Genomic DNA, 21,425 nt, shown 5'->3' with positions numbered 1-21,425 from the left:
GGGTGTTCATAATTCTGTGTCAGGGGATTTTATATTTTAATTATACCATCTAGGCGCCCTTTAAAATAGATGGACAATTGAGCAATGGTTAACGCCCAGTTACTAATCGGCATAGTCCATTTGTTGGATACCTGATTGATGCCAATATAGAGTAATTTTAATAAGCTGTTTTCATTAGGAAAAGCCCCTTTGGTTTTAGTTAATATCCTAAACTGCCGATGAACCGCCTCTACTGCATTGGTCGTATAAATGGGTTTTCTAATGGCTTTAGGGTATCGAAAATAAGCACTGAGCAACTCCCATTTACTTCGCCAGGATTCTAGCACTATCGGGTATTTTTCACCCCATTCGTTTCCAGTTCATCAAGGGTAAGCTCAGCAGCCGCTTTAGTATCTGCACGATAAACCGGCTTTAAATCAGCCATAAAGGCTTTTTGGTCTTTACTGGCAATATAACGTAAGCTATTGCGAATTTGATGAACTACGCATAGCTGACTGTCTGCGGGAAAATACTGGCTATCGCTTCTGGAAACCCTTTTAATCCGTCAACACAAGCGATTTGTAGTGGTCAACTAAAATTGGCCACACCCTACCTGACTGTTCACGGAACAGTCGCTCTGATTCGTTTGGCGTTAATCCACCGTTATACCAGTGAGGTCTTATATCGCTATAGTAGTGGGTTATGTAGCGAATAATGGCTGACTGAGCAGTACTAAAGCTTTGGTAGCCAGTCGTTGGCACCCATTCGGTCTTCAGACTACGGAAGAATCGTTCCATCGGACTATTATCCCAACAATTCCCTCTGCGACTGATACTTTGGGTCATCTGATAACGCCACAATGCCTGCCTATACTGACGACTGGTATAATGACTTCCCTGATCACTATGGAACATCACCTGTTTGGGATGCCCACGTAGTTCCCAAGCCATTTGTAGTGCTTTGGCGGTTAATTCTGAGTCTGGTGCAAATGACATTGCCCAGCCCACCGGTTTTCGGGCAAACAAATCCAATACCACAGCCAGATAGGCCCATCGTGAGCCTGTCCAAATATAGGTTACATCGCCGCACCAAACCTGGTCAGGCTTTGTAACAGCGAACTGCCTATTGAGCAGATTTGGAATATCAATACGTTCATTTCCACCGCGGTTGTATTTATGTTTTCGCTCTTGGCAACTGACGATGATTAATTCTTTCATCAACTTACCCGCTAACCACCGCCCAAGTTTCACGTTGTGTGTATTGGTAACCATCGTGGCGATAGTCCTTGCGCCAGCAGAGCCGCCACTAACGTTCCACGCTTCGCTGACTAGGCTACGTTTTATCGTCCGCTCAATATCCCACCGGCTAATCGCTGAAAGACTGACCTTCATGCCTTTCGCGGCTTCCTGGTAGGTGTAATTTTGGTCAAGGACTAATTTGGCGGTTTCACATTTAAATTCAGCAGTAATTATTTTACTCATTTCGGCACCTATAAAAATTATGAGGTAAGCATATCACCTCAACTTAGGTGGCCAAATTTAGTATGCCACTACAATTAAAATATCTTGTATACCACGGTTATGTAAGTCAGTCAGAACGCTCAGCCAATGATGTGCTCCTTCTGTTTCAGACATATAGAGTCCTAACAATTCCTTATGCCCATCGGTGGTTAGTCCAAGTACTGTGTAGATTGCCTTATTGATATAGTGACCATCATGTTTTATCTTGTAATGAATGGCATCGAGCCAGACAAAAGGATAGAGCGCCTCCAGAGGGTGTTGTTGCCAGGCTTTTAATTCAGGGAGTAATTTATCAGTAATATGCGTAATAGCTCCATCTGATATTTCCAGTCCATATAATTCTGCAACATGTTTTTGAATATCACGATAACTCATGCCTAATGCAAATAACGATAGGATTTTGTTATCAATATCCTCTGATAATTTTGTCTGATTTTTCTTAAATGAGCTGAGGCTAAAAAGCACCTGACCTGTCTCTGGGCGTTTTCAGTTCAAATTGACCTGATGTCGATTTAACCGTTTTTCGAATATAGCCATTTTTACGCGTATCGATTGACCTTGTCGATAGGTAGTGTTCTATTTCTGCCTGCAAGGCAGCTTCGGTCAGCTGTTTTATGAGTGGTGTGAGTATTCCATCCGTACCGAGTAAATTTTTACCTGATTGTAACTGCTTCAACGCTTCATCAAAATTAACTGATTGATTTCTCATATTGTCATACCTCTTTTTTTTGAGTTTAAGATATGACACAGATTTTTGAACACTACCCATTTTCTTGATGTATTTCTTTACGTTAGGCTATTGTACCAAGTAATTAATTCAATTTTTATTGACTCAGGAAGTACTGCGATATGATAGCCTTCAATAGCCCCAGCTAATTCAAATAGTAATTTAATACTCCGATTGACTTTCTTCTGCCTTAATTTTAAATAACAAACTTTAGCACCTAACATTTTTAAATAGTCTACATCGCTAATTCCTACTTTACCTAATGCCCTTTCTATCGACACATTCATATTAGGTAAGTCTTTGATCCTGATATGTGAATGCTGTTTCTGAGATAACTCTTCCACGGCTGCTTTATAAGCGATATCAATGTAATAACATAAAAGTAAATTATCATTCCAAAGCATTTCATTGATAAAAAAATACTTTAATATAAGAGGAACGCCTTTCTTGGTATAAATCAGTTTTTGCAATCCAAACACTTCAAATTGAAGTTCAGCAAATAAACAACCTCGCAAATAAAACTCACCATCCAATACCTGCCCAATAATGACATGATTGACTAGAATACAATAACCCCCAAAATGCGGTTTTTTCTTTATATGGCCATAATTTTCCATTAGGCTTTGCAAACAAGAAAAACGAGAATCAAATAAAAGCATAATTGCCACTCTCCATGTGAATGCTCACAAATCTAATATTTTTATACTTCTCCATATTTTAATCAGTTAAAATAGTAAGAAAATTTATTAAGTTATTTCACCCATTTTAAAAACCCCCTAGATCATTGCAAAACCGCGTATACAAAAGGCGACGAATAAAACCTTAAGCATCGTTTAAATATTAAATATAGCTAAATAAATATCTTACCAATTACAAAACATAACAGTTACCCTTTATATTCAATATTTATAATAAATAAACTGTAGCATATATCCACTTAAATCATTAATAGTTAATAAAAATGTTCTACTTAACAGGTAGAATAAAAAATACGCAATCTTATCCAAACTGCAACGATTAAATGTTCAATTAAGCAGAAAAGTTAATTTTTTGCGAAGCGCTTTGTAAAATCGGCTTGATATAGCTAGGCGACTTAATTTTGATTACAGCATATGTATTAAAAACAGGTCATCGATAGTGCATCCTGTTTCCATCTTTTTACGTTTAGCTTGAGACCATTTATGTTCTATAGGATTTAAATCTGGTGAATACACAGGCAAATATTCTATCTGGTGTCCTGCGTTTATAATTGCCTGTTCAATATTCTTACCTTTGTGAAAGCTAGCGTTGTCCATAAAAATAACAGAATTTTCAGGAAGTTCTGGGAGCAATATTTTTGTGATCCAAACATAAAAAACATCACGATTAATATTGCAATCAAATAATCCGATAGCAAAAAGGGTTGTTCCCAATAAAGCGCCAATAACATTTGTTCTTCCCTTAGCACCCCAGTTTTTCAGGCCAAAACAACGGTGACCTTTTGGGGAATAGCCGTGAGTTCGTGGAGTGTCATGTGAAAAACCACTTTCATCAATAAAAACAACAGATTTATCTTTTTTTTTCATACTGTTGTCTTTTTTGCTGATGTGCCAGCCTGTCGCTTTCGTTGGTTTTTGGATGGAATAGAGTTTTTTTTATAGGTTAATCCCAGCTTTTTAAGGGATTGCCAAATAGTCTTTTTACAAACACCGAATCGCTCTGCCCGTTCCTTTTGGTAAGCATCTGGATACTGTTCCACATCTTTTGCTAAAGCATTTTTATCGAGCTTCCTCTTACGTGGCGTTGAATTTTTTGGCTCTGGTCGTTTAAGCCAACGTACTAAAGACGCTTTTCCAATACGGAATTGTTTCGCAGTTTCTCGAATTGTTAAACCTTCGGCTTTCCTTACAGATATTACTTTACGTCGAAAATCAATTGTATAACTCATAACACACCTTGTAATCAAAATTAAGTCGCCTAGCTATATATTATATGAATATACAAATGCTGTATATGCGAACAGTAATTAGCTGAGGTCAATATGAATACCAACACATGGAATTACCCAATAAAAACAGAGTAGTATCAACCTAGTAATGTCCAAAATTTACTATTACCAAATTATAGAAATGCGCCAGTTTATTCAAACAGCGCAGTTAATGAATGGGTATATAATGAAAATAATCCTATGGTTGAAGTACTTCTGACATCATTATTACACCGGCTTAGCGATGAATCTCGTTGGCTATTATGGCTAAATCCTAACCGAAAATTAAGCCGTAGTTGGTTGATTAATTCAGAGCTACCATTAAATAAAACAGTACAAATAAATTCACTAAGCCCAGAAATGAGCGTCATTGCTATGATAAAAGCATTATCTAGCGGCAATTGTAGTATTTATCTTAGGCTGGTTACCGACTTTATCACCATCATGTTTACAACATTTAGAGCATGCAGCACAGATAGGAAACAGTATTGGCTTTGTTATGCAGCCTGAAAATATAAATTGTGCCCGCAGACATCCTAATCAGCTAAAAATTCATTCTAATTATTATCACTAGCCTAGATTAGGATTATTCCCAATCTATTTTGTGAATTGTAAACCACAATAGACAAAAACAAAAAAAAATAATATAAATCATTTGGTTAATTCTTTAACCATGGCAATATAGTTATAAATTATATCTATAATTCACCGATTGCCTTTTAAAAAGTTAATGAGATTAATGTTTCCTCTACTTGTAACTTTTGAAGTTCGTTGTAGACTTTACAATGTTAAGGTAGTGCTTTGATTCTACTTTTTATTTGAATGATTCCTTAGGCAGATAGAGTAGAGACGGAGATAGTAGAGCGTAATAATTTAACAAGCATTTTAAACCATACGGCTTATAAAAAAGCTCAAGAAGCTGATGCTTATATTGGATGATAACGAGGCGTAAAATGAAAAAGATAGCTATCGCAGTAGCAGTGGCAGCTTTCGCAACTGCAGCTCAGGCGGCACCCAAAGATAATACCTGGTATACTGGTGCTAAATTAGGTTGGTCACACTTTGAAAATACCGGCTTTCATCCTTACGATGAAAATGTTGGGAGTGGTAAAACTAAGCGCGATCAACTAGGCGCAGGTGCCTATATTGGTTACCAACATAATCAATATCTCGGTTTCGAATTAGGTTATGACTGGTTTGGCAGAATGAAATATTCTGGTCAGCCAAACAACGGTAGCCTGAAATCGATGGGTGTTCAATTAACCGCTCGTCTAAGCTATCCACTGACAGACGAATTAGATGTTTATGGTCGTCTCGGTGGTATGGTATGGCGGGCTGATGCAAAAGCAAACGTATCCGGTCAAGATTCCTTTAAAGAGCATGACACTGGTGTTTCTCCAGTTTATGCGCTAGGGCTTGAATATGCTCTTACCCCAGAATGGGCAACTCGTTTAGATTATCAATGGGTGAGTCATATTGGCGATAAAGATTCACTATCCGTTCGTCCAGATAATGGGATGTTGAGCGTTGGTGTTGCATATCGATTCAATCAAGACGCAGCGCCTGTGATTGTACCAGCACCAGCACCAACTCCAGCACCAACTCCAGCACCAATCGAAAACAAACATTTTACTTTACGTTCTGACGTTTTATTTGAGTTCAATGAACATACCTTGAGGCCAGCAGGTAAAGCTGAACTTGATAAGTTGTATAGCGAACTAACGAATCTTGACCCAATTCAAGGTCGTGTGATGGTTCTTGGCTATACTGACCGTATTGGTTCACCATCCTACAACAAACCTTTATCTCAGAAACGCGCACATGAAGTTATGAGCTACCTGATTTCTAAAGGTATCCCAGCGAACGCAATTAGTTCACAAGGTCGCGGAGAAGAAAATCCAGTAACAGGTAGTACTTGTAATAACGTAAAACCTCGCTCTGCATTAATTAATTGCTTAGCACCAGATCGTCGAGTTGAAATCGAGATCCAAGGTACTACAGAAGTAACTCCGCAACCCTAGTATCTGTTTAAAAATTATTCCTTTACAAATAAAATAACCCTAGAAGAAAGGGTTATTTTATTGCTTAAAATTTATTGCCAAGGTAGGTGGGCTAAAAAATCCAGATTTAAGATCCTATTTTTTACTCTACACGAGTTTCGCAATCTCCGAAAAAGAAGTATAAAGTTCAAAACAAGAAAAAATTAGGATGTTTATATTTTGTCAGTTTATCCATGCATTAAAGATATCTACAAAACATTCTTACGAGTAAGCAGTGTAAGATACTCTGGTTTGGCGTTATCAGAAGTAAGCCCATCGCCTTTATCTCATGACACTGTTAGCCGATGGCTAAAAAGTAGATGTTTTCGACCTAAAGACTTATAGCGATTAATTCAACCTTCTATAAACAAAAAAAGCCCTTGCGTACTAATTGCCGATGATACATTGATTGCCAAAACACGTAGTAAAAAATAGAGATGGTCCATTATCAATATTCAAGTAATGAACATGATGTTATTGCTGGCATAGGTTTAGTTAATTTACTTTGGCAAATCTAACAACTGTTGAATCAATTCCTATTGATTATCGTATTTATGATAAAGATTCCGATGGAAAAACAAAAAATACGCATTTTTCCGAAATGCTCGCACTTGCTAAAAAAAGAGGGATCAAGCCTGAAGCGGTAGCGATGGATGCTTGGTATTCTAGCCTGGATAATCTGAAATCAATTCGCTCTCATGGTTGTGTTTGGGTAACTACGCTGAGAAAAAATCGGATTGTTAACCGTAATATAGCTAGGCGACTTAATTTTGATTACAAGGTGTGTTATGAGTTATACAATTGATTTTCGACGTAAAGTAATATCTGTAAGGAAAGCCGAAGGTTTAACAATTCGAGAAACTGCGAAACAATTCCGTATTGGAAAAGCGTCTTTAGTACGTTGGCTTAAACGACCAGAGCCAAAAAATTCAACGCCACGTAAGAGGAAGCTCGATAAAAATGCTTTAGCAAAAGATGTGGAACAGTATCCAGATGCTTACCAAAAGGAACGGGCAGAGCGATTCGGTGTTTGTAAAAAGACTATTTGGCAATCCCTTAAAAAGCTGGGATTAACCTATAAAAAAAACTCTATTCCATCCAAAAACCAACGAAAGCGACAGGCTGGCACATCAGCAAAAAAGACAACATATGAAAAAAAAGATAAATCTGTTGTTTTTATTGATGAAAGTGGTTTTTCACATGACACTCCACGAACTCACGGCTATTCCCCAAAAGGTCACCGTTGTTTTGGCCTGAAAAACTGGGGTGCTAAGGGAAGAACAAATGTTATTGGCGCTTTATTGGGAACAACCCTTTTTGCTATCGGATTATTTGATTGCAATATTAATCGTGATGTTTTTTATGTTTGGATCACAAAAATATTGCTCCCAGAACTTCCTGAAAATTCTGTTATTTTTATGGACAACGCTAGCTTTCACAAAGGTAAGAATATTGAACAGGCAATTATAAACGCAGGACACCAGATAGAATATTTGCCTGTGTATTCACCAGATTTAAATCCTATAGAACATAAATGGTCTCAAGCTAAACGTAAAAAGATGGAAACAGGATGCACTATCGATGACCTGTTTTTAATACATATGCTGTAATCAAAATTAAGTCGCCTAGCTATATACAATTGAACAAGTTAGACACCTCAGAAGAAGGAACCTTAATACACTTACGAGGTTATGGTTGGGTGACAGTTTTCAATTTATAGCCAAAAACGGCCGTATTGATTACAGAGTAACAAACAAAGACAATCCCACCCATGAATACGTCAAATCTATCATGGATGCCCGTTAGTCTGTTGAAGTTTATCATCGAGAATTAAACAAAATTGTGGTATTGAACGCTGTCAGGCTCGCACGAGTCGGGCGCAAAGAAATCATATTTCTCGGGTAGTGTTCAAAAATCTGTGTCATATCTTAAACTCAAAAAAAGAAGTATGACATATGAGAAATCAATCATTTAATTTTGATGAAGCGTTGAAGCAATTACAATCAGGTAAAAATTTACTCGGTACGGATGGAATACTCACACCACTCATAAAACAGCTGACCGAAGCTGCCCTGCAGGATGGAGCTATTACGCATATTACTGACAAATTACTCCCTGAATTAAAAGCCTGGCAACAACGCCCTCTGGAGGCGCTCTATCCTTTTGTCTGGCTCGATGCCATTCATTACAAGATAAAACATGATGGTCACTATATCAATAAGGCAATCTACACAGTACTTGGACTAACCACCGATGGGCATAAGGAATTGTTAGGACTCTATATGTCTGAAACAGAAGGAGCACATCATTGGCTGAGCGTTCTGACTTACATAACCGTGGTATACAAGATATTTTAATCGCTTGTGTTGACGGATTAAAAGGGTTTCCAGAAGCGATAGCCAGTATTTTCCCGCAGACAGAAGTTCAGCTATGCGTAGTTCATCAAATTCGCAATAGCTTACGTTATATTGCCAGTAAAGACCAAAAAGCCTTTATGGCTGATTTAAAGCCGGTTTATCGTGCAGATACTAAAGCGGCTGCTGAGCTTGCCTTTGATGAACTGGAAACGAAATGAGGTGAAAAATACCCGATAGTGCCAGAATCCTGGCGAAGTAAATGGGAGTTGCTCAGTGCTTATTTTCGATACCCTAAAGCCATTAGAAAACCCATTTATACGACCAATGCAGTAGAGGCGGCATCGGTAGTTTAGGATATTAACTAAAACCAAAGGGGCTTTTCCTAATGAAAACAGCTTATTAAAATTACTCTATATTGGCATCAATCAGGTATCCAACAAATGGACTATGCCGATTAGTAACTGGGCGTTAACCATTGCTCAATTGTCCATCTATTTTAAAGGGCGCCTAGATGGTATAATCAAAATATAAAATCCCCTGACACAGAATTATGAACACCCTCTTTTCTCGCAATTTCTGCGTGGTTTGAACAACATAAACGCCGTATATCTGAAAAAATAACTCTTTATCAACAAAATTGGCATGTAATCAAAAATGCTATTGCTGAGCAGATCAGGGGGGTTATAAGTATACCCAAATTAGGTTTGTGCGAAACTTGTGCTCTAGTCACCCAGTATATTTTGCAAATCCTGCTTAAATGTCGACATTTGATTTGCATACTGGTCTTTTCTCTCTGCATCTTCAATAAGATGCACAATAGCTTCAGACAACGTGCAGCCTTGTTTTTTTGCTAAAATAGATAGTCTTTGCCATACAAGAAAATCTAAATCGATAGATTTTTTACATGAGTGCTGATGCTCGGCATTAAAATGTCGCTTTCTGCGGGCTCTAATTGTTTGCTTCATTCGATTGGATAAATCTGGCGACATATGATTTTTTATCCAGTTTATCACTTTTGTTGGGGTATTCTCTAATTTCAACAGTTGCTCAATCGCATCCTGAAAGGCGCTTTTTTCTATATACTTAGTGATATTCTCACCATCTCGATACTTTTTAACCAAGTAATCCCATTTCCAACCGCATTCAAGATTTTCAAGCTGTTGATATTTCATAATCATCTCTATGACAACGTAACTTATGTAATTATAACAACATTTAAAAATAAAAACGTTTGGTTTATTTAGCCAATTTAATAAAATATTAGTAAGAAATCACACTATATTGAAATGTTAGCAAAAAATATAATTTTTCCTATTTATTCAAGTCAATCGACAAAAAAATCATAATTAGTGCGATAGAATATGATTATTCACATTTATAGCTAGTAATTTTCACTATGTTTTAAATTGAAATAATACATTGTATCTACTGTATTAGTGGTTTTTGTCATTAGCTTACTACTTGGATACTAACCATTAGTTACTAATATTCAGTCCCAAATTATTTACGTTGACTAGACTTTTACATTTTCTATTGCACTTACTACAGTTTATTAATTAAATTATATTTAAAATATACGAAATTAATAGTGGCATAAATTTAAACAAACGTTAATATAACCTGAGTTCGGGATAAGAAATAAAGTGAAAGTCTTGCTATTCAAATAGTTGAATGCGCATATTTCGTTAAAATACTCTAACAATCTGGTTAAAGCGTAGAGCATTGTTAAACAATGATGGAAAATCTTACTGAAACTTTATTGCCTGATGGATGATTTTTGTAAAGACTTCGAGCCAAAAATGCATGAAATTTTGCTGAATAACGGTAGTAAGCGTCGTAGACGGTCTACTCAGCTTTCATTGGCTGAAATGATGACACTGGTTGTTTTGTTTCATCAACTCCGATTCAGACGATTCAAGGTATTTTATCTCTATTATGTCCGTCTACATCTCAGGAAGGAATTTCCTAACTTGCCATCATATTCACGCTGCGTAGAGTTACTTCCGCGCAGTGCCTTAGCTTTAACGGCACTGTTTGAGTCAATTAAGGGAAAGTGCACGGGTCTGTCGGTTGCCGATTCTACTCCGATAGCTGTGTGATAACTTACGGATCCGCCGGCATAAAGTCTTCGATGGGATAGCTGAACGAGGAAAAACCTCAACAGGTTGGTTCTTTGGTTTCAAACTTCATGTAATTATCAATCACTTGGGGGAAATACTCAGTTTTCGACTTACACCAGGAAACACAGATGATCGGAAACCATTACCTGAGCTGATAAAAGATCTTTCTGGTTGTTTGTATGCGGATAAAGGGTATTTATCGGCTCACTGATAACAGCAACTGAAAACAATGGGAATTAACCTTATAACGAATATCAAGAAGAAAATGAAGCCTGTTGAACAGACTTGTTTCGACAAAGCCATCTTGCGTCATCGTTCTGTCATTGAAACGGTATTTGATGAGTTAAAAAATCTTTGTCAGATAGAGCATACGCGGCACCGATCTCCTGCTAACTTTATAGTGAATTTATTAGCCGGCCTGGTTGCATATTGTTTAATTCCATCTAAACCAAAGATACCGGTGGCAGGAACATATCTTCAAGCATAATTGATAATGCTTATCCCGAACTCAGGTTAATATAATGATTTCATCCTAAAAAATTTATAATGCTGGAAACGGATATCTTGTTTTTATAGTAAAATGTACCCGTTTCTCTAAAAACAATAGCGTATTTCTAAAATGTCTTCTATCTTGACTTCATACAATCAGGATATTGAGGATAATTTATAAACTTTTTATCTAAATTATAAGTTGAAAAATAGCGTGATTAGTAACGAATTAATATGGCAGAATTTAGCACCTGATTATGAACCTTATCTTAATCTTTTTGCTTCTACTGATAAACTAGATAATGCCACTTTGGCCATCATTCAACCTAGATTATATAATAGTCTTGAAAGGTTTTTATTAACACCAACCTATTCTCCTTTTGCTGTCATTAAAGCATTAGAATGCCAAAGCTACTTATCTGAGTTAGCAAAATGCATTAAAAATATTAATCCATCCTCAATAGCTATCACTGGAGATTATCAACAATCAAATGGAAGATTTCATTGGCAAGCAGGCACTAAAGGATCATTTACGCCCTGTCATTCAGTCTATTTCTGTAATTGGATAGAAATGCCTCAATTATTTGGCAGTGTTCATCAACATCAAAATAGTGTTCACTTAGAGCCAGGACTATTACACAAAATCAATGGCGGAGTATTATTACTTTCTGTTGGTACATTATCAGCGCAGCCATTAATGTGGCAGCGTTTAAAACAGATGGTGATGCAAAAACGGTTTGAATGGCTTCCAGCCAATGATAATCAATTTTTACCCTATCCAATTGATTCAATGCCACTTGATATTAAACTCATTTTGGTCGGCGACCATTTTAGCCTTGAAAAACTTGAAACAAAAGAGCCAGAGCTTTTTTCTCAAGCTACGTATGGCGAATATGAATTTGAATTGAATTTTGAACATAGTGGTCAATTATCGCTATGGATGCAATTTGTTAAACAAATTATTACCGATTGCCAATTTTCTGTTTTAACAACTGATGCGTGGCCAACCTTCATTACTCAAGCAATTCGATATACGGAAGACAAATCTATCCTACCGCTAGATAGAATGTGGCTAATTCGTTGTTTAGCTGAGGCAAATCAATTTCAACAGGATAACCAGTTAACTGCAAAATCGTTCCAAATAGCGATGCAACAGCGCCAGTGGCAACACGGTTACCTAGCCAAACGCAATCTGGATGATATTCTGCAAAAACAAGTTTTTATTAAAACTGAAGGTGAAATGATTGGCCAAATCAATGGATTATCGGTTATGCAGTACCCAGGGCATCCAGAACTTATCGGTGAACCATCACGTATTACTTGTGTTGCTCACTTCGGTGATGGTGAGTTTACTGATGTAGAACGTAAAGTTGAGCTGGGCGGTAATATTCACGCTAAAGGCATGATGATTATGCAAGCCTATCTCAATTACGAATTAAAGCTTGAACAGCCACAACCCTTTTCTGCCTCAATCGTATTTGAACAGTCTTACAATGAAGTTGATGGCGATAGCGCATCATTAGCTGAGCTTTGTGCATTAATTAGTGCACTTTCTCTTCAGCCTATCGATCAGCAAATTGCGGTTACTGGTGCAGTAGATCAATTCGGTTATGTACAACCGATTGGCAGTATTAACCAAAAAATCGAAAGCTTTTTTAATGTCTGTTTCCAACGTGAATTAACCGGTCAGCAAGGCGTTATCATTCCTGCGGCTAATATTCGTCATTTATGCTTAAAAGCCGATCTTATTGCGGCAGTCAAATCTGGCGTATTTCACATTTGGCCGGTTGAACACGTTTCTGAAGCCATTTCAATTTTAACCAAACATGCTTATTATAAGCAACAATATGATACAAATAACTTACATCTGTTAGCTTTAATACAAGAACGAATTACTCAAGCTAATGACCAAGAAAGACCCAAATTCATGGGGCTGCTAAAGTGGCTAAATTAAAAAAATAGCTGATCGGAGTTGTTCAGCTTACAAGTGAACGCTATTCTTTAGCCTTATTATTTTTAATAAGGCTATTTAGTAATATGGTTGATAAACACAGCTCTTATAGCAAAGAAGATTTAGATGCTTCCGGAAGAGGTGAACTTTTTGGTGAAAATGGGCCGCCATTACCTTCCGGTAATATGTTGATGATGGATCGCATCACAAAAATGACCGAAACTGGCGGCAATTATGATAAAGGGTTTATCGAAGCAGAATTTGATATCAAACCTGATTTATGGTTTTTTAGTTGTCACTTCACTAATGATCCCGTTATGCCTGGTTGTCTAGGTTTAGATGCAATGTGGCAACTCGTTGGTTTCTACCTAGGATGGCTCGGTGGTAAAGGTAAAGGCCGGGCACTGGGCGTAGGTGAGGTCAAATTTACTGGACAAGTTTTGCTAACCGCAAAAAAAGTAACCTACCGTATCCATTTAAAACGCGTTATTAATCGAAAATTGATTATGGGAGTGGCTGATGGTGAAGTCTTGGTTGATGATAAGTGTATTTACACAGCAAAAGATTTGAAAGTCGGTTTATTTCAAGATACAAGTAGCTTTTAAAGCCAGATTTTTTTGTCAAAAACCCCTTCTGTTATCAAGCTGAAGGAGCAAATATTTTATACATTCAAGATAATTGGCTCGCTATAGATTGTCCAACCTGAGTCCAGCCTCTTGCTAACGTCCTAACTAATGGCGAATAGCCATTTTCATCTTGATCAAGCTGCAGACTAAAATCTCGCTTGATAATGCCTTTATCACTTTTATAAATCCAGTTTCCCTGGATAATCACCTTACCATCATAGCGGCCATGAAAAGCGGTCAAAAAGACATTAAGGCTATCAGGTCTGTTTTCCAGCGGTTGAGCCGATACTAATCGATTAGGCAACATTATTGATAACTGATTGACTAAATTTTGCATCAATTGCTGTTCCAACGGGCTTGCCCATAGATGATTGTTTGCATTAATATAATTAACATCGCTAGTTTGATAAGTAATACCATTAGCTGCCAATATTCCAGACAATTGCACTGTCTGTACCCAAAGCTGTTTTTGCGTTAGTAAATCACTTTTTTTAGTCACTAAGCTCGGCGTTGTTGGTAATTGATAATAAGATTTTTCAATACCACTACTACAACCAATAAGTAAAAAACACAAAATCCATGCCAAATATCTCATTATTTTGTAACCTTCTTCGGTTCTGGATCCTTCATCGATTTTGCTTCAAAAACAAGTGCATTACTCTTATTATTTAATGTCTTGATAACGGGTTGAATATCTCTTAACACCTGATCAAGACGCTGCATATTATCGATCATTCTATTATAGGCAGGTGATCCTGGTTGCAAACCTTGCATAACCCGATTCAATTCAAGCAAAGTTTGTTGCAGATCAACAGGAATCTTTTGAAAGTCTTTGCTAGTCATCAGTTTATTCAACTCAGATAAAGTACGCTGTGCTTCACGAATGGTTTTCTGACTTTCTGCTAGCGTATTTGTGGCTTGACTTATCATAGGTTCAATCGGCAGACGATTGATTTTATCTAATGCCTCAACCACTTTTTGTTGGATCTGTGATAATCCAGCACTGACCGTTGGAATAATATCGTAATCAGCAACTTTTAATGACCCTTTCCATTGGCCTTTTTCTGGATAGAAATCCAAATCGACATATAATGCTCCGGTAATTAGGTTAGCCGATTTTAAAGCTGCTCTTAATCCTTGTCTTAATGCTGCAGCAAACTCTTTTTCTAGATCAATATCAGTACTAACACGACCAGGCTCAATATGAATTAAAACCGGAATACGGAATTCATTATCCAATTTTTGACGCAATTTCTCAGAATCAAACGGAACCTCCATCACGGTTCCTAAACGAATTCCTCTAAATTCAACCGGTGCGCCAGGTTGTAATCCGCGAACTGAATCAGAGAAAAACAAAATAAAATCTTTATGTACAGTATATAAAAAGTTCTGAATACTTCTTTGATCTTCATAAAGTCTGAATAGGCTTTTATCTTCCACCCGTTTACCTGGTTGCCAACCCTTTACAACATCAAAACTAACCCCACCACTAAATAGTGTGGTTAAAGAGCCCATCTCTAAGCGAACACCTTGTGCCGATAGATCAAAAGCAATACTGCTATCCCTCCAAAAACGAACATTTTCCGTAACTAGCCCATCATAAGGGGCATTAATAAAGAGTTGATAATGCATATTGCGGCTTTTAATATCAAACGAACTCGCTTCTACCGAACCGACTTGATAACCATGAAATAGCACTGGGGCGCCAGTATTTAATCTACCAGCCTGATCACTAGTCAAAATCACTCGAATACCTTTAGCATCAGGTGAAGCTAATGGTGGCGAACCCAATAAGTCAAATTTCTCAGCATACTGTTCACTATTGCCAGGTTGTACTTCAATAAATACGCCAGAAAACAGCGTTCCTAAACCGGTTATTCCCTCTTTGCCAATAGCCGGTTTAACGATCCAGAATGCGGTATCTTTCTTTAACAAATCCCTCATGCCATCATTTAGACGTGCTTTAATAATTACACGCTTGAAGTTGTTATCAAGGGAAACTTTTTCCACCAAGCCTATATCAACACTACGACTTTTAAGTTTGGTTTTTCCCGCTTCAACACCTTCGGCATTATAAGTAATCAATGTCACTTCAGGACCTAAATGGCTAAAATGGTAAATTAGGATCCAGGCACCAATAAAGATGGTGATAATCGGAATGATCCAAATCGGTGACCAGCTTTTTAGTTTACTGATCTTTGCTTGCGCGTCAGTGTTATCTTTATTAGCCACCTTGCAACCCCTTTTCTAACCGAATTCTACTCTGCGATACAACATTACAGCGATCCCAAGTTAAACGCGGATCAAAAGTCATTGCCGCAAACATGGTTAAAATCAAAACAGCAGCAAATAAAATCACCCCAAGTGCCGGTGAAACGCTCATTAATCGTCCCATTTGCACCAATGACGATAATACTGCAATCACAAAAATATCAATCATTGACCAACGTCCAACCCATTCAACAAGTTCATAAATAAAATGCATCCTCGCCGGATCCCGATTGCCATAGCCTTTAGCATCAAAACATAACCAGCCTACTGCCACTATTTTTAAGCTAGGTACCATAATGCTAGCAATAAAAATAATAATGGCGACCGGATACGAACCATCACCCCATAACAAAATAACACCGGACATAATAGTAGAGTCTAGTCTACTACCTAACGTATTGGTGATCATAACAGGCAAAACGTTTGCTGGAATATAAAGGACTAATGAGGAAAGCAATAATGCCATGGTATTTTGTAAACTATTAGGCCGCCTAACATAGCCTTTGGTATGGCAACGAGGACAGTATTTACGTTCAGCTGGCAAAATGGCCATACAAATATGACAGGATCTGACTCCTTGACTAATACCACTTTTGCCTTCTTGCAGCGGGATCTCAAGCTTTGGCACTTCACCTATTTGCTGCCATAACCAATGTCTATCTAAACATTGAAATGCCCTGACCTGCAACAAACAAAAAAAACAATAAGGAACAAAACTGATACCCAAAGTAATTTCACCATAGGCCATTAGTTTTACAAAACTAACCAGCACACCAACTAGAAAAATTTCTACCATGCACCAGGTTTTCATTTGAAATAACATCCTTGCCAGATTTATTTTTAACCAAAGCGGGAGATTAACTCGTTGACATAATAAAATAATGGCAACCATACAAAAAGCGGGTACTGCAACGACGAAAAGGAGAAAAAACCAGCCAAGACTAGCATAATTTACATCAAACATGGCATGAGCAATATTAAACAGTGAAATTTGACTTTCAATGCCCATGACACTCATTTTTACGTAAGGAAATAAACAGGCAATAAGCAACATCACTAATGCGCTAATCGCAATTGCAGTTGGTTGATTAGCTGGATACTTCCACTTAGCAGATAAAACAGTATGACAGCGTGGACAGCTGGCTTTAGTGCCTTGTTCTAAAACCGGTAATGCTACCAATAAATCACATTGCGGGCAGAGTATCTTATTATGACAACTTTCATTAAGATGATTATGAGAGCACAACTTTTCTCTCCTCTATACAGTCATAATGCCAAATTATTGGCTATCTTTAAGTGATTCTAATTCTTGCCAACGCTCAAATGTCATTTCCATTTCTGCTTCTTTCTCAGCTAACGCTTTTAATACTGATTCAGTAACGCCATGGGGCTGATTAAAAAATTCCGGCGCACTAACTTGAGATTGCAAGATGGCAATTTCAGCTTCTAACGCTTCTAACTGCAGCGGTAATTGTTCTAGTTCTCTTAATAAATGATAACTAATTTTATTACTTTTTCGTTTTGGCTGCTCTTTAGCTGTTTCCACTGCCACAATATTGGCTTTACTAACAGTAGCATGCGATAAAGAAATTTTTTGTCTACGCTGCGAAGAGGCGTCATAAAAACCACCCACATACCGCTCAACTTTACCATGATCTTCAAACATCCAGCACTCAGTTACGGTATTATCAACAAATTGACGATCATGGCTAACCAATAATACTGTCCCTTTATAACTATCAACGAGCTCTTCCAATAGTTCAAGTGTTTCAATATCTAAATCATTAGTCGGTTCATCAAGGATCAACAAATTACTGGGTTTTAAAAACAAACGTGCCAATAATAATCGATTTTTCTCTCCACCTGAAAGGGCTCGCACCGGTGTCATGGCCCGTTTAGGATGAAACAAGAAATCTTGTAAATAACCAAGCACATGACGCTGCTGTCCGTTAACCATTACTTCCTGTTTACCTTCAGCTACATTATCCATCACCGTTTTATCCGGATCTAGCGTCATTCTATGTTGATCAAAATAAGCAATTTCAAGTTTGGTACCACGGTAAATATTACCGCTATCCGCCTCAAGTTGTCCTAACATCAACTTGAGCAATGTTGTCTTGCCGCAGCCATTAGGCCCGATTAAGGCTATTTTATCGCCACGTTGCACTTGGACACTAAAATTATCAATTAATACTTTATTGCCAATGCGATAATTAACATTTTCAAGCTCAAACACTAGCTTGCCTGAACGACTTGCATCGGAAACCTGCATCTTCGCCGCCCCCATTACCTCGCGTCGCTCAGAACGTGCTACCCGCAAGGATTTTAATGCTCTCACTCTGCCTTCATTACAAGTACGCCGGGCTTTTATTCCCTGGCGGATCCAAACTTCTTCCTGTGCCAATTTACGATCAAACTCAGCATTCTGCTGCTCTTCTACCTGTAATGCTTCTTCTTTATTTATCAGATAATCGTCATAATCACCCGGCCAGGAAGTTAATTTACCCCGATCAAGATCAATGATTCGAGTTGCCATATGGCGAATAAAAGAGCGATCATGGGAGACAAACACGATACTACCCTGAAAATCTTTTAGAAAATTTTCTAACCATAAGATGGTATCAATATCTAAATGGTTGGTCGGTTCATCAAGAAAAAGAACCCATGGCCCACAGACTAAAGCACGCGCCAATGCAGCCTTGCGTAACCAACCGCCGGACAATGCAGATGACGGACTGTCAGCTGGCAGCTGCAATTGCTTAATCACATCATTAATTTGTGTATCGAGTAACCACAAATTATCGCGATCTAATACCTCCTGCAATTCAGCTAACTTATTAAGATTCTTTTCACTGGGATCTTGTTCGACCATTTTTGCTATTTTATGAAAAGATTTAATATAATTTGCCTGCTCTTTAGCACCTTCAGCGACAAAATCAAAAACAGTACCACCGATATCACGCGGTGGATCTTGCTGTAAACGAGCAACCTGGAGATCCTGCTGATAAACGACCTGACCATCATCAAGCGGTTGTTCTTTGGTCAATACGCGCATTAGGGTTGATTTGCCGGCACCATTACGGCCAACCAAACAAACCCTTTCATTATCTTCAATATGCAACTCTGTATTATCTAATAACGGCGCATCACTAAAAGCCAAATAGGCAGCTGACATATTAATTAATGACATAAATTACTTTTCCTTATCTGCATGACCAATCAACCAGCAGTTATGGATCTGGCGATTACGTGTAAAATCAAGTGAAATGGTTTGCTGAGTGATTTCCTTGGCAGTTAATCCTAATTGAGTAATGCCTAACATATCCATTTTAAAACCACGCTTATTATTAGAAAATACCACTGTACCGCCGGGACGCAGCAAGCGCTTAATCTGCATTATCAAGTTGATATGATCACGTTGCACATCAAAGGTGGCATTCATTCGTTTTGAATTAGAGAAAGTGGGTGGATCAATGAAAACCAAATCAAATTTTTCTGTCGTCTGCGCTAGCCAAGCTAAACAATCAGCCTGAATAAGCCGATGCTGCTGACCGGTTAATTTATTGGTCTGTAAATTTTTTTCTGCCCATTCTAAATAGGTACGCGACATATCAACACTGGTGGTTGAACGAGCACCACCAAGACCCGCATGTACCGACGCCGACGCCGTGTAAGCAAACAGATTCAAGAAATTTTTTCCTTTACTCATATTCGCTAACATTTTACGCACCAACCGATGATCTAAAAACAACCCTGTATCCAAATAATCGGTCAAATTTACCCATAATTGGGCATTATACTCATGTACTAATAAAAACTTACCCTGCTGGGATAATTTCTCATATTGTTGCTTACCGGCTTGGCGCTGGCGTGTTTTTAACACCAATTGGCTGGAAGTTAATGCCAATACCTGCATGGTTGCACTGATCACATCAAACAGACGTTGTTTAGCTTTATGGCTATCTATACTCTTGGGCGGCGCATACTCTTGAATAACAATATCTTCGCCATAACGATCAACTGCAACATTATATACAGGTAAGTCAGCATCATAAATGCGATAACAATCAATCCCCTGTTGTTTGGCCCATTTATTAAGTTTTTTCTCATTTTTTTTCAGCCTGTTAGCAAAATCTTCGCCAACCATGCTATGGATGCCAACCGTTTTAGCGGATAACAGATAATTTTTCTGAATGCAATTTAACGGTCCATTTTTGGCTTTAAACTCACGTTCAGCTCGCAGCCCTAAGCAGGCTAATAGTTCTGGTGAACCACTAAATAGCGACAAACGCCAGCCAGGAAACTGATTTTCTAATACTCGGCCTAAGAGGCTGTAAAGCGCGATTAAAGCAGGTTCACTTTCCAAACGCTCACCATAGGGTGGATTGCTGGTGATAAATCCCTGTTGAGCAAAGGTAAATGGATTCTCCAATTTAGCCGCATCACCATGTTGGAAATTTATTAAAAAGTGAACACTGGCTTGTTTAGCATTCTTTTTGGCTATTTCCAAAATGTGGCGATCAATATCTAAGCCATAGAAAAGCACAGTCGCTTGCTCGATCCCCGTCTGAAACCGTTTTTCCGCTTCAGCAATTACAGCAGCCCAAAGCGTTGGATTATAACCCGACCAGCATTGAAATCCCCAAAATTGACGCGCTAAACCAGGTGCACGATCACAAGCCATCATTGCTGCTTCAATTAATAATGTACCGGAACCACACATAGGATCGACCATTGGCAAACCAGGCTGCCAACCTGAGCGTAAAACAATAGCAGCCGCTAAATTCTCCTTGATAGGCGCTTGCCCTGCTAAACTACGATATCCACGGATATGGAGCGGATCACCGCTTAAATCCAACGATATCGTGGCGTTATCTTTATATAAATGGACATTAACCCGTATATCGGGTTGCTGTTTGGCAATGTTGGGCCGTTTATACATTTTACGCGTAAAGCTATCCACAATAGCGTCTTTCACCCGTAAAGCCCCATACTGGCTATTGCGGATAACTTGGTTAGTTCCATTAAAATAAACGGCAAAAGTATCATTAACGGTAAACAAATCCGGCCAATCAATTGTCTGTGCTGCAAGGTAGAGATCCATATCATTAAAAACCTGGCAGCTAGCCAAGGGTAATAAAATCCTCGATGCTAAACGACTCCATAACAGACTCAAATACATGCCACGTTCGTCAACTTGAAAATGCACGCCACCTTGAGCAATATGACAATACTTTGCTCCTAATGTTTCTAGTTCACTTTTAAGTAATTCTTCCAGTCCAAATGCCGTAGTAGCAAACAGAGCTCTCATATAGCTGGTCACCTGAATAAAAAATTGCTGCACATTATAGCTAACCCTGCGCACATATCATAAAGTTAC

The 21,425-nt window shown here is 38.1% G+C and carries 15 protein-coding genes and 8 pseudogenes; 11 read left to right on the top strand and 12 right to left on the bottom strand.

From position 1 onward, the window contains the following. Positions 1 to 29: 29 nt before the first annotated feature. The 6 genes and pseudogenes from AYJ55_RS25385 to AYJ55_RS07810 form a co-directional block, all read right to left on the bottom strand. Positions 30 to 558, bottom strand: a pseudogene (locus AYJ55_RS25385) (IS256 family transposase); the annotation flags it as partial. Further along, on the bottom strand, positions 537 to 1,460 hold the full coding sequence (locus AYJ55_RS07835) for an IS3 family transposase (protein ID WP_162505395.1): 924 nt from the start codon (positions 1,458 to 1,460) through the stop codon (positions 537 to 539). The pseudogene AYJ55_RS25385 and the gene AYJ55_RS07835, both read right to left, overlap by 22 nt. A 72-nt stretch (positions 1,461 to 1,532) precedes the next feature. Next, a pseudogene (locus AYJ55_RS32810) lies at positions 1,533 to 2,208 on the bottom strand (IS256 family transposase); the annotation flags it as partial. Positions 2,209 to 2,285: 77 nt separating this feature from the next. Further along, positions 2,286 to 2,885, bottom strand: coding sequence for a TfoX/Sxy family DNA transformation protein (locus tag AYJ55_RS07820; RefSeq protein ID WP_063655379.1), 600 nt, complete (start codon positions 2,883 to 2,885; stop codon positions 2,286 to 2,288). Between the two features lie 444 nt (positions 2,886 to 3,329). Continuing rightward, positions 3,330 to 3,791 (bottom strand): IS630 family transposase, encoded by a 462-nt coding sequence (locus AYJ55_RS07815; protein ID WP_063654041.1) that lies wholly within the window; start codon positions 3,789 to 3,791, stop codon positions 3,330 to 3,332. After that, entirely contained in the window at positions 3,788 to 4,153 is a 366-nt protein-coding gene (locus AYJ55_RS07810) for an IS630 transposase-related protein (protein ID WP_063653415.1), read from the bottom strand. Before AYJ55_RS07810 ends, AYJ55_RS07815 begins: the two co-directional genes overlap by 4 nt. Positions 4,154 to 4,369: 216 nt before the next feature. Between AYJ55_RS07810 and AYJ55_RS07805 the strand changes: the two are divergent. The 7 genes and pseudogenes from AYJ55_RS07805 to AYJ55_RS35710 all read left to right on the top strand — a co-directional run. Beyond that, positions 4,370 to 4,702 (top strand): annotated as a pseudogene (locus tag AYJ55_RS07805) (SulA-like leucine-rich domain-containing protein); the annotation flags it as partial. A 443-nt stretch (positions 4,703 to 5,145) separates the two neighbouring features. Next, positions 5,146 to 6,213 (top strand): porin OmpA, encoded by a 1,068-nt coding sequence (gene ompA / locus AYJ55_RS07800; RefSeq protein WP_063655375.1) that lies wholly within the window; start codon positions 5,146 to 5,148, stop codon positions 6,211 to 6,213. A 198-nt stretch (positions 6,214 to 6,411) separates the two neighbouring features. Then, positions 6,412 to 6,982: pseudogene (locus AYJ55_RS35720) on the top strand (transposase); the annotation flags it as partial. Between the two features lie 37 nt (positions 6,983 to 7,019). Further along, positions 7,020 to 7,841, top strand: coding sequence for an IS630 family transposase (locus AYJ55_RS25380; RefSeq protein WP_074167976.1), 822 nt, complete (start codon positions 7,020 to 7,022; stop codon positions 7,839 to 7,841). A 26-nt stretch (positions 7,842 to 7,867) separates the two neighbouring features. Further along, a pseudogene (locus AYJ55_RS35715) lies at positions 7,868 to 8,126 on the top strand (IS701 family transposase); the annotation flags it as partial. Between the two features lie 60 nt (positions 8,127 to 8,186). After that, positions 8,187 to 9,119, top strand: a pseudogene (locus tag AYJ55_RS07785) (IS256 family transposase). Positions 9,120 to 9,151: 32 nt separating this feature from the next. Beyond that, positions 9,152 to 9,283 (top strand): annotated as a pseudogene (locus AYJ55_RS35710) (IS701 family transposase); the annotation flags it as partial. A 27-nt stretch (positions 9,284 to 9,310) separates the two neighbouring features. On the opposite strand, the gene matP reads toward AYJ55_RS35710, so the two are convergent. After that, positions 9,311 to 9,760 (bottom strand): macrodomain Ter protein MatP, encoded by a 450-nt coding sequence (matP, locus tag AYJ55_RS07780; RefSeq protein ID WP_063655372.1) that lies wholly within the window; start codon positions 9,758 to 9,760, stop codon positions 9,311 to 9,313. 594 nt (positions 9,761 to 10,354) lie between these two features. On the opposite strand from matP, the gene AYJ55_RS35705 reads away from it, so the two are divergent. From AYJ55_RS35705 to fabA, 4 genes and pseudogenes are all read left to right on the top strand, one after another. Further along, on the top strand, positions 10,355 to 10,687 hold the full coding sequence (locus AYJ55_RS35705) for a hypothetical protein (RefSeq protein ID WP_425393782.1): 333 nt from the start codon (positions 10,355 to 10,357) through the stop codon (positions 10,685 to 10,687). Then, positions 10,680 to 11,195, top strand: a pseudogene (locus AYJ55_RS35700) (IS982 family transposase). The gene AYJ55_RS35705 and the pseudogene AYJ55_RS35700 overlap by 8 nt, the downstream one beginning before the upstream one ends. Positions 11,196 to 11,411: 216 nt before the next feature. Continuing rightward, on the top strand, positions 11,412 to 13,151 hold the full coding sequence (locus AYJ55_RS07770; RefSeq protein WP_063655482.1) for an AAA family ATPase: 1,740 nt from the start codon (positions 11,412 to 11,414) through the stop codon (positions 13,149 to 13,151). 83 nt (positions 13,152 to 13,234) lie between these two features. Continuing rightward, positions 13,235 to 13,753: a bifunctional 3-hydroxydecanoyl-ACP dehydratase/trans-2-decenoyl-ACP isomerase gene (fabA, locus tag AYJ55_RS07765; RefSeq protein ID WP_063655371.1), complete on the top strand. Its 519-nt coding sequence runs from the start codon at positions 13,235 to 13,237 to the stop codon at positions 13,751 to 13,753. Positions 13,754 to 13,817: 64 nt separating this feature from the next. On the opposite strand, the gene pqiC is transcribed toward fabA, so the two are convergent. Genes pqiC through rlmKL form a run of 5 tightly spaced genes read right to left on the bottom strand, consistent with a single transcriptional unit; the run spans position 13,818 to position 21,356 of the window. After that, a complete protein-coding gene (pqiC, locus tag AYJ55_RS07760; protein ID WP_187153206.1) occupies positions 13,818 to 14,372 on the bottom strand; it encodes a membrane integrity-associated transporter subunit PqiC in 555 nt (184 codons plus the stop codon). Further along, positions 14,369 to 16,006 (bottom strand): intermembrane transport protein PqiB, encoded by a 1,638-nt coding sequence (gene pqiB, locus AYJ55_RS07755; RefSeq protein ID WP_063655369.1) that lies wholly within the window; start codon positions 16,004 to 16,006, stop codon positions 14,369 to 14,371. The genes pqiC and pqiB overlap by 4 nt, the downstream gene beginning before the upstream one ends. Then, positions 15,999 to 17,291, bottom strand: coding sequence for a membrane integrity-associated transporter subunit PqiA (gene pqiA / locus AYJ55_RS07750; RefSeq protein ID WP_063655367.1), 1,293 nt, complete (start codon positions 17,289 to 17,291; stop codon positions 15,999 to 16,001). The genes pqiB and pqiA overlap by 8 nt, the downstream gene beginning before the upstream one ends. A gap of 33 nt (positions 17,292 to 17,324) precedes the next feature. After that, positions 17,325 to 19,235, bottom strand: a complete 1,911-nt coding sequence (locus AYJ55_RS07745) for an ABC transporter ATP-binding protein (protein WP_063655366.1) — start codon at positions 19,233 to 19,235, stop codon at positions 17,325 to 17,327. A gap of 3 nt (positions 19,236 to 19,238) precedes the next feature. Continuing rightward, positions 19,239 to 21,356, bottom strand: a complete 2,118-nt coding sequence (rlmKL, locus tag AYJ55_RS07740; RefSeq protein ID WP_063655480.1) for a bifunctional 23S rRNA (guanine(2069)-N(7))-methyltransferase RlmK/23S rRNA (guanine(2445)-N(2))-methyltransferase RlmL — start codon at positions 21,354 to 21,356, stop codon at positions 19,239 to 19,241. Between the last annotated feature and the right edge of the window lie 69 nt (positions 21,357 to 21,425).

The organism is Candidatus Arsenophonus triatominarum (assembly GCF_001640365.1).
GTDB classification, from domain to species: Bacteria; Pseudomonadota; Gammaproteobacteria; order Enterobacterales; family Enterobacteriaceae; genus Arsenophonus; species Arsenophonus triatominarum.
Note: the sequence above shows the minus strand (reverse complement) of the source record. Positions and strands in the feature narration are given on the sequence as shown.